Origin of the sequence: Sporosarcina soli, assembly GCF_042655805.1 — a bacterium.
GTDB lineage: Bacteria > Bacillota > Bacilli > Bacillales_A > Planococcaceae > Sporosarcina > Sporosarcina soli.
The window spans coordinates 1-15432 of record NZ_JBHSNO010000023.1; the positions used below are offsets into that span (position 1 = coordinate 1).

The 15432-nt window shown below is 39.8% G+C and carries 14 protein-coding genes and 1 pseudogene; 2 read left to right on the forward strand and 13 right to left on the reverse strand.

Annotated features, from left to right (window positions below; all coding sequences use genetic code 11):
- Positions 1-711: pseudogene (locus tag ACFPRA_RS24780) on the forward strand (IS3 family transposase); the annotation flags it as partial.
- Positions 712-815: 104 nt separating this feature from the next.
- Here ACFPRA_RS24780 and ACFPRA_RS24785 read toward each other — a convergent pair.
- The 5 genes from ACFPRA_RS24785 to ACFPRA_RS24805 form a co-directional block, all read right to left on the reverse strand.
- Entirely contained in the window at positions 816-2078 is a 1263-nt protein-coding gene (locus ACFPRA_RS24785) for a hypothetical protein (RefSeq protein ID WP_381440784.1), read from the reverse strand.
- Positions 2079-2306: 228 nt separating this feature from the next.
- Complete coding sequence (locus tag ACFPRA_RS24790) at positions 2307-4082, reverse strand: sensor domain-containing diguanylate cyclase (protein WP_381440786.1); 1776 nt, start codon at positions 4080-4082, stop codon at positions 2307-2309.
- 252 nt (positions 4083-4334) lie between these two features.
- Positions 4335-5546 (reverse strand): EAL and HDOD domain-containing protein, encoded by a 1212-nt coding sequence (locus ACFPRA_RS24795; protein WP_381440788.1) that lies wholly within the window; start codon positions 5544-5546, stop codon positions 4335-4337.
- Between the two features lie 63 nt (positions 5547-5609).
- A complete protein-coding gene (locus ACFPRA_RS24800) occupies positions 5610-7301 on the reverse strand; it encodes a methyl-accepting chemotaxis protein (RefSeq protein WP_381440790.1) in 1692 nt (563 codons plus the stop codon).
- A gap of 134 nt (positions 7302-7435) precedes the next feature.
- On the reverse strand, positions 7436-7645 hold the full coding sequence (locus tag ACFPRA_RS24805) for a helix-turn-helix transcriptional regulator (RefSeq protein ID WP_381440792.1): 210 nt from the start codon (positions 7643-7645) through the stop codon (positions 7436-7438).
- A 145-nt stretch (positions 7646-7790) separates the two neighbouring features.
- On the opposite strand from ACFPRA_RS24805, the gene ACFPRA_RS24810 reads away from it, so the two are divergent.
- A complete protein-coding gene (locus ACFPRA_RS24810) occupies positions 7791-8432 on the forward strand; it encodes a LexA family protein (protein WP_381440794.1) in 642 nt (213 codons plus the stop codon).
- 159 nt (positions 8433-8591) lie between these two features.
- On the opposite strand, the gene ACFPRA_RS24815 is transcribed toward ACFPRA_RS24810, so the two are convergent.
- The 8 genes from ACFPRA_RS24815 to ACFPRA_RS24850 form a co-directional block, all read right to left on the reverse strand.
- Positions 8592-8945, reverse strand: coding sequence for a hypothetical protein (locus ACFPRA_RS24815; protein WP_381440796.1), 354 nt, complete (start codon positions 8943-8945; stop codon positions 8592-8594).
- 59 nt (positions 8946-9004) lie between these two features.
- Positions 9005-9274 carry a 30S ribosomal protein S14 gene (gene rpsN, locus ACFPRA_RS24820; protein WP_381440798.1) on the reverse strand — a complete coding sequence of 90 codons (270 nt, stop codon included), beginning with the start codon at positions 9272-9274 and terminating at the stop codon, positions 9005-9007.
- Positions 9275-9473: 199 nt separating this feature from the next.
- Positions 9474-10511: a ketopantoate reductase family protein gene (locus ACFPRA_RS24825; RefSeq protein WP_381440801.1), complete on the reverse strand. Its 1038-nt coding sequence runs from the start codon at positions 10509-10511 to the stop codon at positions 9474-9476.
- Positions 10512-10653: 142 nt separating this feature from the next.
- Complete coding sequence (locus ACFPRA_RS24830) at positions 10654-11364, reverse strand: ABC transporter ATP-binding protein (protein ID WP_381440803.1); 711 nt, start codon at positions 11362-11364, stop codon at positions 10654-10656.
- Positions 11348-12124, reverse strand: coding sequence for an ABC transporter ATP-binding protein (locus ACFPRA_RS24835; protein WP_381440805.1), 777 nt, complete (start codon positions 12122-12124; stop codon positions 11348-11350). The genes ACFPRA_RS24830 and ACFPRA_RS24835 overlap by 17 nt, the downstream gene beginning before the upstream one ends.
- On the reverse strand, positions 12111-13109 hold the full coding sequence (locus tag ACFPRA_RS24840) for a branched-chain amino acid ABC transporter permease (protein WP_381440849.1): 999 nt from the start codon (positions 13107-13109) through the stop codon (positions 12111-12113). Before ACFPRA_RS24840 ends, ACFPRA_RS24835 begins: the two co-directional genes overlap by 14 nt.
- A 15-nt stretch (positions 13110-13124) precedes the next feature.
- Positions 13125-13991: a branched-chain amino acid ABC transporter permease gene (locus tag ACFPRA_RS24845; RefSeq protein ID WP_381440809.1), complete on the reverse strand. Its 867-nt coding sequence runs from the start codon at positions 13989-13991 to the stop codon at positions 13125-13127.
- A gap of 78 nt (positions 13992-14069) precedes the next feature.
- On the reverse strand, positions 14070-15353 hold the full coding sequence (locus ACFPRA_RS24850) for an ABC transporter substrate-binding protein (protein ID WP_381440811.1): 1284 nt from the start codon (positions 15351-15353) through the stop codon (positions 14070-14072).
- Between the last annotated feature and the right edge of the window lie 79 nt (positions 15354-15432).

The window sequence follows — 15432 nt, forward strand, 5'->3', positions numbered from 1 at the left end:
CGTAAAAAAGGTGCTCGCCAAATCAAGATGACATTGGAAGGCCAGTTTAATGTTGTCTACAATTTGAAGTGAATTAGAAGGATAATGAAAAAATATAATATTATATGTCCCATCAGAAGGGCGAATCCCTACAAACGTATTATGAAGGCAACTAAGGAACACAAAGTTGTGCCTAACCTGCTTAACAGGCAATTCAAACAGGAAACCCCTTGTAAAGTCCTTCTAACTGATATCACATATCTATTTTACGGGAAAAGTAAAAAGGCTTATTTATCAACTATTAAAGATGCTTCTACAAATGAGATTTTGGCTTATCAGGTCTCGGATCGGATAACACTTGACATCGCAACCGACACACTAAAGAGCCTAAAGAAGAATAAAAAGATCAAATTGGCTGAAGGTGCCTTTATCCATTCGGACCAAGGGAGTCACTACACTAGTCCTGTGTATCAAAAATTGGTCAAGAAGTATAAATTGGGTCAATCAATGTCCCGAAGGGGCAACTGTTGGGATAATGCACCGCAGGAGTCTTTCTTTGGGCATTTTAAGGATGAGGCATATATAAAGACATGTGAAACCCTTGACGAACTTAAACGGGAAGTTAGAGACTACATGAGGTATTACAACAATTATAGATATCAGTGGGATTTAAAAAAGATGACCCCTGTTCAATACAGAGATCATCTTCTTAATACTGCCTCGGCTTTTTAAAAATGTCCTTTACAAGGGGTACAGTTTACAAAGCCGCGTGGGTTTTTGGGTTTATTAAGTCGATGGTAACTTTCCCGCTATCTACGCTAGTATGCATCGTCTCATTATTGCGGTGTACTGCTTTTTGAATTTTGCCCATGGACGATCATTTCTCCGTCAATCTGGATTTTTTTTACTTCCCCGCCTTCCAACGCGTAATTCGTAACGTTGTCTCCATGAGTAATGATGTCCCCGTGAATAATCAAACTGTCGACTTTTCCGCCCTCTTTTATGCTTATTGCATTTGCTGCAAGCTCCGTTAACACGCCTTTCACTAAGGAATTTCCTACAGAGCCATATGTTGTCACGTTCTCTTCCACAGTCATATTCCCAATCGGTTTGCTAACTTGTATGCCTATTGAGCCATCACCATAAGTTGTAATGGATTTAAACTTAATATTGTCTACCGTGCCGTCATATTGGTTAAACCCTCTCGCACCTAACCCATATGTCGTAATATCTTGTGCCGCGAAATCTTTTACGGTGCCAAAGTTCACGAATCCTATGCCGCTTGGACCATAAGAGACAATCGAATTGTGGCTCACCCATTGGTGGACTTTGCCCCATGTATCCAACACCATATCATTCACACCGTAAGTGACAAGTTCACCATGATGCTCAACCATTTTCGCCTCAACGCCATAGACAATGAAAACAGCAGCAGTAATGATATCTGCTGTCCCAAAAGGTAACAGGCCGTTTGAATACACAGCGCCTGTCGTTAGCGTTTCTAGATTCACCTTGCCACCTTCATCGCCGAAACCGCAAACGAAAATACCCGAACCTATAACAGGAGCACTTTTAAAGCCCATGCTAATATTTGTTAACCTGCAATCAATTAGACTATTTTCATTAGGATTAAAATTATATACAGTCAGTGCCCCTTGGTACACATTCACACCATACTTTTGCGGTTGCTCGCTGTAATGCCTTGAATCGCAAGACGTAATGTGGAGTTGATCTGCAATGAGATTTATCTTGTCTGTGCCTTCCCTAGAAATAATGGAAACCTGTCCTGTAATCATTAAATTTTCAAGTACAATGTTTCCCATATCGGAAATTCCGCACATCGTATAGATGGCTCGATTCGTTTGTTTTGTTATTATTGTTAGGTTTGAGATGGTATTGTCGCGCGTCATAGCGAAGCCATCACTATTGTTAAAACTCATGATACAAGAATCCTTACTTTTTCCTGTTAATGTATAGCCTTCAGGCAACGTGATGGAATGAGGGGAAAGTATGGAGGTTTCAATTTCCAAAACTTGTGGCATATTTTCTGAAATAGCTTGCATCAATTCTAAAAGCGTATTTACTTTTGTGATTTTCATTTTAAAATGCTCCCTTTATTATTAAAATTCATTTCCTGTCAGACATGTAACTTAATTTTCCCTCGAATCTCATAATTATTCCTCGCTATAGATTCCGATTAAAAAAAGTCTTTCATCAATTCATGGAATTGATGAAAGACTTTTACAGACTAGATGAGATTGTTCCCACCTACATGCATGCTGCTTAGAGGCAGGGGTCATTCACATTGGCCCCCTCGTAAAGGGTAGTCATTGCAAGTATTCGACACGGTTTCGTCCGTTATTTTTGGCATGATATAACGCTTTATCACATCTTGATAGCATAGAATGCAAAGTATCGCCAGAGATATAGGACGTGACGCCAAAGCTGACGGTTTTATGTATAACAACTGGAAAAGTATGCCCTTCGATTTGTCTTCGGATTTTTTCAGCAAGATCGATCGCAGTCCCTAGAGGAGATTGTGGACAAATAATTAAGAATTCCTCGCCACCCCAACGTCCAATTGTCCCTTCATTTGATACAGACTCTTTTAATTGCATAGCCACTTCCTGTAAAACAAGGTCACCCACCTGGTGGCCATAATTGTCGTTTACTGCCTTAAACTGATCAATATCTAATAAGATGATCGAAAGGGGCATTTGCTTGCTTTGCGCACGCTCAAATCCATCTGTCAACAATCGATCTACCTGAAAACGATTGGGTAATTGGGTCAACTGATCGGTATGTGCCAAAATTTCAAGTTCTGTATTTGCCATCTTTAATTGTTGTGTACGTTCAGCTACTAGATGCTCCAGCTTTTCGTTTAATTTTTCCTGTGATGCTTGGTACTCTTTTTTCATAATGTTGATTTTATCGCCTAAAGCTAATGACAAAAAGATGGCTTCAAAAGCGGCCCCGATTGCAGGAACTTCCTCATAAATTCGAGGGTGAAATGGAATAACACTTAGAAACCCCAATGCCTGCACCATGATGGAACCGAGTAAAACCGTCCAGCCAATCATATAATACCGGGCCATTTTATGTCCTTTGAGTAATACAAATAAACCGGATAGCCAAAGAAAAAACGTAACGAATATTGCCATGATAATCAAAATAGTATTCATCATTGTTATGTCTGTAGTGAAATAAACGGAGAAAAAAGAGATGACAGTTGCCCCTAATAAACCATTAGCCATCCGATTGAACTGAGGAAAATTCCTTTTTAAATCAAGAAATTCTTTGCCAAATAAAATCATAAAGATTAATAGTAAATTCCCAATAAACGAAATGGATCTTGTAAAAAAACGTTCAGAAAACAAGTGTCCGACTAACTCCAAATCCAATGAATTCATAGATGCTTGATAGAAGATGAAACACAACATATAGAAGACATAATATAAATAGGCTTTTTCCTTTAATGAAAAAAACAAAAACAAATTATAGCTTAACAATGAAGTCATAAAACCATAAAAAAGGCCAGTATAAAATTTATAAGCAATGACTTTTTCAATAAAATCTTTTGTTGTATAGAAAAAAGAAATTAAGTTTAGCGGCATGATTCCATCTAATTTCACATAAATCGCCTCAATAGAGGGATCTTCTATATAGAATAAATTAGAACGGTAAGCAATTTCTTGATTCTTTATATGTGAAATTCCGCCCTTTTGCATGTCATATGTATCATCACTCTTTACTAAATACACTTCAATACTATTCAGTTTATCGGTCGCTTCCAACCAATAGGTTTCATCCAGGTCATGCATAATTTCATCCGCATGAAGCCTCAACCAAATCGTATCTTCTGTTTGCCCATAAAATAGATATTTCTGCTGACTCTGGATAAACGCCCTTTCATATTCATCGGACAAGACATCTTCTATCGTCAGTTTGTTCGTCGGATCACGATAAAATTCATAATACGTCCCCAAATTAATCGACTTTGCATCTTCCAATGCGTTTGCTGTTAAGGGGGTAAGCAAATTGAACAGAAATGAAGCAATGATTATCAATAGAAACGGTATGTATAGTAATACTTTATTTTTCATGTTGTTTTTTCATCTACTCTCCCATAATAATCAGTTAATTATTAAGAATATTAAAAAAACCGTTGACACTTTTATGGTGATTGTCTGCTACTTTGGAACAAGGTTCTTTATTCTTAATATCGACAGTTGCTTATCATTATGAAGATCATTTTAATAGCTTTGGTGAAGAAGTCTCTTTACATGAAAAAGAAGCTTCTCAAAAGTTTTCACAACTAATGAGAAGCCTTGGGTATATTCACTATGTTAGGTAAATCAGACAACAGTTGCTTTGAATACTAATTCGCTTAACTCTCTCTCGCTTATACCTAACCGTTCCGCTTGATGAATAGCATCCCTAAAATCCAAACGTTCAAGGGCTTTTGCTATTTGAAGGTAAGGGGTCATTTCGGTTGGTTGATCCCCCAATGTCTCAATAATCTCCTGGGATACAGGTAGTAATGGAAAGATATCTGCCGGGTTCTGTTTTAATATTAAGTCGATGAGTGAAAACATGCCTAACATGTAGTATTCATCGGATTTGTACTTCCCATTTCGCAAAGCAAGCAATTCGCACACATTTGCTCTTGTCAGGGAGTATTTCACAAGCGCTTTAACCCACCCATCCGGCTCTCCAGAACTTTTTTGATAAATGGCGAGAAATTGAATCCATTTTTTGAATTTCTGTAATCCCATTCTAACAATCGCATGGTGGATGGAGCTGATTTTTTTTGAAGTCCTGAAGGCATACGTATTTAAGTGCTTCAGCAGTTTATAGGTCAATGAGACGTCCCGCATGATCAATGCCGAAATTTCCTCAATATCGGGATTCTCTTCGTTTAGCAGTTTCAGGATTTCATAGTAGAGCAAGATATCTGAAGGTAATTTTTTTCTCTTAACGATATTTGGTTTCGCAAAAAAGTAACCCTGAAAAAGCTCATAGCCTGAAGATTTCGCTGCTTCAAACTGTTGATGCGTCTCTACTTTTTCAGCTAGCAGGATTATGTGAGGATATGTGCCTTTTAGTGCCTCTATCGCGGACCGCTGTGACTCGGTAGTGGAAAGAAAATCCACTTTGATGTAATCAATCGATTGAAAAAAGTTCGGATATAAGTTGTGTTGCCTTTGCAGAATGAAATCATCGAGTGCAAGTTGAAATCCCATATTCTTCAACTGCTTGAGCCTTGTCACAAGAGTAGACGTCAACGTTACATCCTCTAAAATCTCAATGACAACCCGATCAGGATCAAGCGTATCAAAAATATCTGTTTCAAGAAGCGTAGCTGAAAAATTGATGAATGTTTTCTTCACCGCAATCTGTTCAAATCCCGGCGACAAATATGTATTCACAATAACTGCGATTGTTGCTATTTCAGGATTCACATCCGGAAAAGCATTTCTATCGCTATTTCGATACAGCAACTCATACGAAAAAAGATCACCCTTCACATCCAGTATAGGCTGCTGTCCTACAAAAATCTCTTCCACTCCTACACCCCATTAATCATCTATTTATCTCACATTCCGCACCCTCAACTAACAAAATCACTGTCAGATTTTAAATTGTTGAACAAGACCATTCAACTCCTCAGCTAATTGGGCGAGTTGTGCAGAACTACCTGCCACTTCTTCCATAGAACTACTGGTTTGTTGCATGGAAGCAGCTGTTTCTTGCACGCCAGCAGCGGATTGCTCTGAAATTGCTGCTATTTCTTCAACAGAACCACTCATTTCTTCACTACTTGCAGAAATATCCGATAGGTTTTCAGAAATAATTGAAATGTTATTCACCACATCATTGACTGAATTCCTTATCTCCGTAAATGTATTGCTCGTAACTTGTAATTGCTCAGTTCCCCTTTGGACTTCCGTATAACCATCTTCCAAGGATATCGTAACCATGCTAGATTCACTTTGTATGGTATCTACAATTCCTGTAATATCAGTTACAGAAATAGCCACTTGTTCGGCAAGTTTTTTCACTTCCTCTGCCACGACTGCAAAACCTTTTCCATGTTCTCCTGCTCTTGCGGCTTCAATCGCAGCATTCAAAGCCAATAGATTGGTTTGATCTGCTATTTCCTTAATGACGACAACCAATTTTGATATTTCTTGTGTTTGCGTATCCAATCCTTTTATTTTCAAAACCGCATCGTGTACAATCGTATCGATCTTATTCATCTGATCGGTCGATATCTCCATCAACTGAGTGCCTTCTGCCGTTTTTCCAAGCACTTGTTGTGAAGCTCGTTGAATCGAATCCCCTTTTACATTCGCTTCTTCAACTTTCGTTGTAAAAACTTCCATAATCGTTGCAAGATCCGCAGCACTTTGGGCTTCATTTTCAATCCCATAGGCCAGTTCTTGCATTGTAGCAGCGACTTGTTCGGACGCCGCATTCACTTCATTCGATGATTGTGTTAGCTCCTCACTTTGTGCCGTAACCGTTGTGGAAACACTGTTAATTTTATGGAGTAGTTCCCGTGTATTCGCACTCATTTCATTCGTCGCAACGATCAACTGTCCGACCTCATCGCGTGTGTGTACCGCCAATGGTTCATGGCTTAAATCGCCAGCGGCAACTAACTGCATGCGTTCCATCACTCTGATAATCGGATTTGAAATGATCGAAGACACTAAAACTGCAGCTACCATACTGATAATCACAACAATCACTGTCACAAGTGCTACCATTTTGAAGGTACTTTCTCCATTGGAAATAATATTTCTTCCTTGTTCGTTTGTTATTTGTTCTCGCGCACTCGCTATCCCTTCGTATCCATTTATCAGTGCTGTACCGTCTTCCGCCAACTTTTCAAGATTTCGAAGGGCAACATCTTTGTTCCCTTTGTCGTATTCTTCAAAGACCTCACTAATAATTGCTTCTCTCCACATTACGGTTTCAACAATGAGCTGATTAAATTCCTTTGAAGTTTCCAATGCTTCAGCCTCGGCTTGATATTGTTTCCCCATCTCTGTATACTCATGGAATTGCTCTTTGTAATTTGGATTTCCAAACAATACATACGCCCGGACAGCAGCAAGACGATTTGCCATTGTTGTAGCCAACTTTTGATCAGCAACCAATAAGGGGACTTCCTGGTTAACAATGCCTTCAGCCATATTGTTACTATTTTTGACAGATATGAGATTGTAAACACCTAGTCCTATCACCAACAAAACAACAATTGAAAATGACAAAATCAATTTACTTTTGATACGCTTAAATCCTACTTTTTTCATCTGAAGTCCCCTGTTCTGTATGTAATCCTTACAAGAAATTCATGTCTGTTCATTTCAGCACATGATGATAGGCACTCATTTAATTTCCTGCTCCTCATTATCGGTACACTTAAAGTGCAGTGGCAATTAAAAAATCATTTCTGATCTGGTACCCTTAGATAGTCGGCATCCATTTGAAACACATATGCCATCGCATAAAGTACGAGAGGCTTTAATTCTACCTCTCCGTTCTCCCAGCTAACTAAGGTTCGCTTTGATACGCCCAACTTCTCGGCCAAGGCTTCTTGCGTAAAACCTTTTTCTACACGAGCCGCTTTAAGACTCAAATCAACATGTCGGTACATGTCGCAAACCTCCTTCTTTTATCGTTACATACACAATAGTACACTAAAAGTGCAGTGTCAACACAGAAAGTGCAGTGCCTGCCACAAGAATGTTTTAGATTCTGCACTTTAGGTATAGAATAGGCTATGAAAGGAGAGATGTTAGATGGAAGAAGATATAACGCTTTCGTATCAAAGAAAAGTTTTATCTGACAATATCCAAAGGTTTTTGGATAAAAGAGGGATAACACAAACTGATATGGCTCGCGATATAGGTATCGCTGAAACGACCGTCTCAAGTTGGATGTTAGGGAAAAGGTATCCGGGGTTGAAAAGCCAACAACGCTTGGCAGACTACTTCAATGTCAAGCGTTCGGACCTAACTGAAGAAAGGTCTTCAAACCAAGTTGACGTATCTCCGCAAACAGTCAAGATTCCGATTCTAGGTATTATTGCTTGCGATGACCCGATACTTGCGGAAGAAAATATAATAGGCTACCGCTACGAATCTCCGGTCGACTTACCGAGTGGATCGCTTTGCTACTTGGAAGCGAAAGGAGACAGCATGATACCAAAGATTCCAGACGGATCTCAAGTCCTTATCCGTGAACAATCAGTAGTTGAATCCGGGGAAATTGCGGCTGTTCTAGTCAATGGAGATAAAGAAGCCACCTTAAAGAAAGTGACAAGACAAGGAGATACGGTTCTGCTATTGCCCCTTAACAGTGATCATGATCCGATCATCATCAAGGAAGACTATCCAGCCCGCATTATCGGGAAAGCAATAGAAGTAAAGTACAAACTTTGAATCCAATCGATTGTAATTAAAAAAATAACCACCTCTACAATTTCTCAGAGGTGGTTATTCCTATGCTCATTATCATTTGTTTCCCTAGTTAAAAGGAAGGATGCCATCTTTCCGAAACAAACTGGCAATGAATGCCGGGGCGATTTCCTATTGATTCTTTTAATTAATAAACAAAAACAGCTGTTTCTCTCCCTCTACAGCCCCTATTTGCTTTAGTTGGTCTGTGTAGTCAATCCATTTTGACCTTTTATATCTTCTATCGACTTTTTCGTTTAGCTCTACTTCTATATCATTTATCAGACGAATTACTTTTATTACCGGCAAACCAAAGTGCTGGCTCGCGTGTTCATACGGAGATTTTTCTGCCAGAAGACTAAGAAAATGATCAGCTGTTTCCGCAATTTCGACCAAAGAATCTTCTAGTTCAATGACAAACTGATACAGGCTCCTTTTTTCTTCCGATAACTTTTTAACCTCGCTTCTTAACAAAGATGCCCTTAGCCGTTCATGCATTTTCCTCACATCCTCTTCATTAGAAGTGTTCAACTATTCTTAGAATGGTTGAATCCCCATTACCAACTTGCTTTTTTTACACCTGGTAGTTGACCTTTATGTGCAAGCTCTCGAAAAGCAATACGTGACATGCTAAATTTACGCATATATCCTCTTGGTCTTCCCGTAATTCCACATCGATTTTTCAAACGTGTCGGGGAAGAGTTCTTAGGTAGCTTATTTAAAGCTTCATAATCACCTTTCTCCTTCAATTCTTTACGTAGTTCGGCATACTGTGCTACCAATTTCCGTTGCCTTTTGTCTTTCGCCACTTTGGATTTCTTCGCCATTTTATTTTCTCTCCTTAAATCGTAATGATTACGTTTTATTTATTTGTTTATCATACAAGAGAGTTTTTAAAATAGCAACTAAATTTATTTCAGAATGCCTACTTTCGCAGAGAGCAATCAGTAAATAAATAAGGATGTTTCCGTCAAGATCAATCATCTCAACGGAAACATCCTCCAAAACATTAGTCTCTACGGATTGTTATGAACTGACATAAACAGCGTTAAAGAATTCATCAATATAATGGAAGGTGTTTACTTCCTTATTTTTTTCTTTTGCTTTTACGATTTCAACTATCTTATCATTAAAAGGTGTTGCAACGCCGTATTCCTTACCTTTTCTACTCACAACACCGTTGATATAATCGATTTCGGTCGTCCTGCCTTTCTCCAAATCTTGTAGCATGCTTGCTTTTGATTCGCGGTGTTGATCCCAGGTCTTTTTAAAGAAAGGATATTTACTTAGTATTTCTTTTGGGGTGCTATCCTTTAACTCTAAAAATTCAAGATCCACCCCCTGCATTTTCACTAAATCTATTCCTTGCGCATGAGCGACTTTAATTGTTTCATCGGCAAGATGGGCAAGACACCAATACCCCCTCGGATCATCTAACACTTCACCGAAGGTACAGCCAAGCGTAGCAGACATCCCGCTAAAAGTCGCATTCATTAAGAGCTTGGCCCATCTAATGCCGCGCAAGTTATTCGATACTTCAGACCCTCCTACATGCTGTAAAATTGTGTTCACTTTTTGAATTCGTTCAGTTACTTCCCCATTCATTTCCCCTATTTCAAAAGCGAAATCTTGTAGAGCTTTTCTCTTCGATGTTAATTCAGTAACACCCGGTTTAATCCATGTCGCTCCAAATCCTACTGCTCCACCAATCGTTCTCTCCTTCCCAATAATTTCTGCAACACTTTCTTCCGGAGCCCCGTTTTGAAGTGTACAAATCATACTTGTCGGATGAAGATGTGGTAAAAGCTTCGTCAGGACTTCTTCGTTTTCGAATTGCTTTGTCAATAGAAATAATAGATCGTACTTATGCGTCAAGTCATCTAAATGGTAAGCTTGCCCATGCGCTTTTTCTTGAATCGAACCTCGGATTTCAGTACCATTTTTTTGCATTGCCAAAACATTTTCTTTAAAGCCATCTATTAAATCCGCTTCTATGCCTTTTGAGTTTAATATGGTTCCCAACACTGTCCCGATTGCACCTACGCCAACGATCCCCATTTTCATCGTTTATCACCCTGTCCTATTTTTCTCAAATGAAGATAAAAACTAGCCATGCTCCCTTCAGCCTTTAACGCCATATGGCTGAAGGGAGTGCCCATCCCATAGAGCAGAATTCGTATTGACCAAAACTGCTAAACATTCTTTTTTAAGAAACCGACTCTCCCAAGTAAAGCTTGCGAATGTCATCATTTTTCTTCATGTCTTTTGATTGACCACTTAATGCAATGTGTCCATTCTCTAAAACATAAGCATAATCAGAGATTTCCAATGCCATATGTGCATTCTGTTCAACAAGTAAAATAGACACACCACTTCTATTGATCTCTTGGATAATCTCGAAGATTTCTTGTACAAGAATTGGAGCGATTCCTAATGACGGTTCGTCTAACAGCAACAATTTAGGCTTCCCCATTAAAGAACGTCCTATTGCTAGCATCTGCTGTTCTCCTCCACTTAAAGTACCCGCCTTTTGACTGCTTCTCTCTTTCAAACGTGGGAAGATTTCATACACTCTTTCCATGTCCTGTTTCACTTTCTTATCACGTCGTGTGTATGACCCGACCAATAAGTTTTCCTCAACCGTAAACAAGGGGAATACCCTTCGATTTTCCGGACAGTGAATGATGCCGTTTTGCACAATTTGCCCCGCATTTTTCTTCAGCATGGACTCACCGATCAATTCATAAGTCCCTTTTTCAGGTTGGAGTAGCCTCGATATCGTATTTAATGTTGTCGTCTTTCCGGCACCATTCGCCCCCAATAAAGAGACGATTTCTCCTTCCCGGACTTGCAACGTAATCCCTTTCAACGCGTGAACATGACCGTAATATGTGTGAATATCAGTTAGTTGCAGCAACTTCTTTCACCTCTCCTAAATAAGCCTCAATCACGGCTGGATTCTTTTGCACCTCTTCCGGCGCCCCTTCAGCAATTTTTCGACCAAAATTCATGACTGTCACATAATCAGACACTCTCATAACGAGCGACATATCGTGTTCAACAATCAGCACCGTATAATTCATTTCATCTCTTAAACGCACAATTAATTCGCTTATTCTTTTTGTTTCCGTTGGATTCATACCTGCTACGGGTTCGTCTAATAAAATCAGTTTCGTATCCGACATCATTGCTCTTCCTATATCCACCATCTTTTGATAACCAAATGAAAGATTAGTTACTTTCTCATTTGCCAGCTCAGAAATCCCTAGCATCTGCATCACTTCTTCCGCTATTTGAATCGACTCTTTTTCTGTTTTTCTTATTGACGGCAGATTAAGGGCAATCGAAAAAATATTCTTTTTCAATACAGGATGCAGACCTGTCAACAAGTTATCAAGTACAGACATGTCTGCAAACAACTCCACATTTTGAAAACTGCGTGCAATGCCTTCCTTAATCACTTGATGGGGCTTGAATTGCAATAAATCCTTCCCATTAAATCGAATCTCTCCGCTAGTTGGCGTATAGAAACGACTAATATTATTAAAAACAGTTGTTTTTCCCGCCCCATTCGGACCGATGATTGAGTGGATCGTTCCTTGCGACACTTCAAAAGAAAGTTTATTGATGGCCGTAAGTCCCGCAAACTGTACAGTTACGTCTTTAAACGTTAACATCTTTTGCAACACCCCCGCTCTTCAGCACTTTTCCTTCTTTATTTTTCCCTACAAGTAAACGCGACTTCCTTTTTCCTTGTAACAAGCCAAGCCCCGAAACCAATCCTTTTGGAAGAAACAAAATAATTAAGAAAATCGCACATCCAAGCACTAAATTTGTTAAACCGATAAAGGAGCTTGTCAATTCCGGGATCACTGTAAAAATAATTGCACCGATCACCGCTCCTGGAATAGACGCCAATCCACCTACAACAATCATGCCTAACAATAAAAAGGAAGTGACCATTGTAAAATCATTTGGACTGACAAAGCCGATCCAATAAGCATACAAACCTCCCGCCAAACCAGTGAAAAAGGCACTGATCACAAACATGATTGTTTTATAGAAGGAAAGGTCGATGCCTGTTGCTTGGGCAGCAATTTCACTCTCACGTATCGCTACAAAAGCTCTCCCCATGCGACTTTTCAAAATGTTATACAAAAGCCAAGTAATAAAAATCGTGATAATGATCACTGCATAAATGAACTGTGAATCACTTGCCATCAAACTAGGTCTGGAAAGCGCCATGCCAGAATAGCCGTTTGTTAAAGAGTTCCAATTCAGCGCAAGTTGAGGAACCGATAAGCCGAACCCCAGCGTAGCTACCGCCAAAAATTGTCCACTTAAACGAATTGCCGGTAGCCCAATGACTAATCCGACAATGCCCGTGACAACCCCGGCCAAAGGAAGGGCCACAAGGAAAGGAAAGCCGAACTTCGACGATAAGATAGCGGCAGCATATGCACCAATTGCTAAAAAGCCCGCATGCCCAACAGATATTTGTCCTCCGTAGCCAATTAATAGATTGAGCGCCATTGCCCCGATTGAATAAATCATGATCATGACGAATATCGTCATAAAATAACCGGATTTTCCAATAATAAGCGGATAGGTCAGCAACAATAGAACAAATAAGAGTAACCAAACTCTTTTATTTCCCAACATTTGTTTCAATCTGCATCACACCTTTTTGACAATTTTTGCGCCACCAAAGATTCCTTGAGGCCGAATATACAACACGAGAATAATGAGTAGGAACACGCAGATGACCTTCATATTCGGATCAATATAATAACTAACCATATTTTCCAAAACGCCAATCATTAACGCACCTAATACCGCACCGCCTAAATTCATAAAACCGCCGAGCACCGCTGCCGCAAATGCGAATACGAGAATGTCTAACATCATGTTCGGACTTAGAAAAGTCATCGGTGCGGTTAGCATACCTGCAATTCCACCGAGCACTGCCGCAGCTATCCATACACCATTAAAAACACGTGTTACCTTTATGCCCATTAGTTCGGATGTCTTAATATCTTGCGAAGCCGCACGTGTCGCCAATCCCATTTTCGTATAACGGAATAATAGAAAAAATATAGACATCAGCAACACGGTTATACCGACAATAAATAATTCATTTTTACTAATATAGATTCCCCAGAAATGTAAGGGTTCCGCTGTAATTGCTTCCGGGAATGGGGATGGATGATAGCCCCAAACAAGCCCAGCAATCCCGTTGAGTATCATGAATAGGCCCAATGTGAGGACAACTTGGTTTAAATGAGGTGCTGATTGCACTCTTTTCATCACTAGCCAATACAAGATGAAACCCATTATTGCAGCAAAGACAAGTGCCAATAATAGTGATACTAAATAAGGTAGCTCAAACCCGGCTAAAAAGATGTAGCTGACAAATGTGGTCACCATGGCCATTTCTCCATGAGCAAAGTTCACAACCCCGGTTGTCCTAAAGATTAATACAAGTCCTAAAGCAGCCAATGCATAAATACATCCCATCACCAACCCAGCAACAATAATTTGCATCGAATCTCACCTTCTTTTATTTAATGAAAAAATAGGACTAACTTCCCTTAGATGAGTCAGCCCTATTCCCTTTCTTCATCAGTCTTCGTATTCAATTTCCTTTGTTGCCGGGTCAATGGTAATTGCGCCTGTAATCGGTTGAATTTGCCCATCTTTCGCTTGTGTCATAAACATCGACGTAACTGCATAATGATTGTCTTCGCCCAAGGTTATGCTTGTGTAGAGTGAACCTTCCCATTTATCGAATGAATAGAAGGTTTCCAAGAAATTGTCCCACGACAAATCGTCGCCCGACCTTTCAATCGCTTCCACTAGTACTTGCGCATATCCCCAACCATACTGACCGAATCCTGCCAAAGGATCTTTCGGATAGTCTTTTCCAAATCGCTCAATAAATATTTTTACCTGCTCATCATCGGGGAATAGTTCAGCATTTGGCATAATTGAGCTACTATATGACCCTTCCCATACAGCTTCCCCAGCTAAGTTAAATAGATTATTATCATTGCCGCCTACCGCTGCGACGATATAAGCAGGTTCTGTTAAGCCGATTTTATACATTGCTTTCTTCAGATTTGCTGCAGGGTTCGGGCTCCCGAAGTAGAAAACGACATCTGGATTTACCTTATTCAACTTTTGGGCTTGTGAGCTGAATTCGGTATCTTGCGGAAGAAATGTGACCTCTTCGACGATTTCAGCATCTGGATATTTAGCAATTGCGTTCTTTACCGCTTGATAACCTTCTTTTCCTAGGTCATCATCTTGATAGGCGATCGCTAACGTCTTCGCATCTAATTTATTCACCGCATAATCCAAGTAAATCTCTGCTTCCAAACGATAGTTCATGATCCCTGACCCCATAAAGTTTTTGATAGGAGGATCATATAACGTTGTTAAGCCCACGCCTGTCAACACCATCGGTACACCTTTGTCGGTAATATAATCCTTGATGGCCAATGTATTGGCTGAACCGACATTGCCGACCATTGCAAATACTTTGTCCTCTTCTACAAGACGTTGGGCAAGTTGTACTGCTTTAGCTGGCTGATATTGATCGTCATACGCAATCAGTTTTAACTTCCGACCGTTGACGCCACCATTTTCGTTAACATACTTAAAATAGGAGTCCACTCCTTTTCGAGTCAGATCATAGATTGCCGTTGGACCGGTCTGCGGCCCTAAGTGTCCGATTAAAATTTCATCGTCTGTTACCCCCTGTGCATTTCCTGAAGCTTCTGCACTTCCTGTATCTTTATCACCGGTATCCGCATCCGCACCTCCTTCACCGTCATTACAAGCAGCTAACAGGAGAGCAAGTATCATAACGAACATGAACAAGAAAAACTTCTTTTGAATTTTCATCCTAATTCCCCCTTTATACTTTAATATTTGCTTTTCATTTGCCACTTTCTATTACTCAAAGGTTTACTGTCTTCGGACC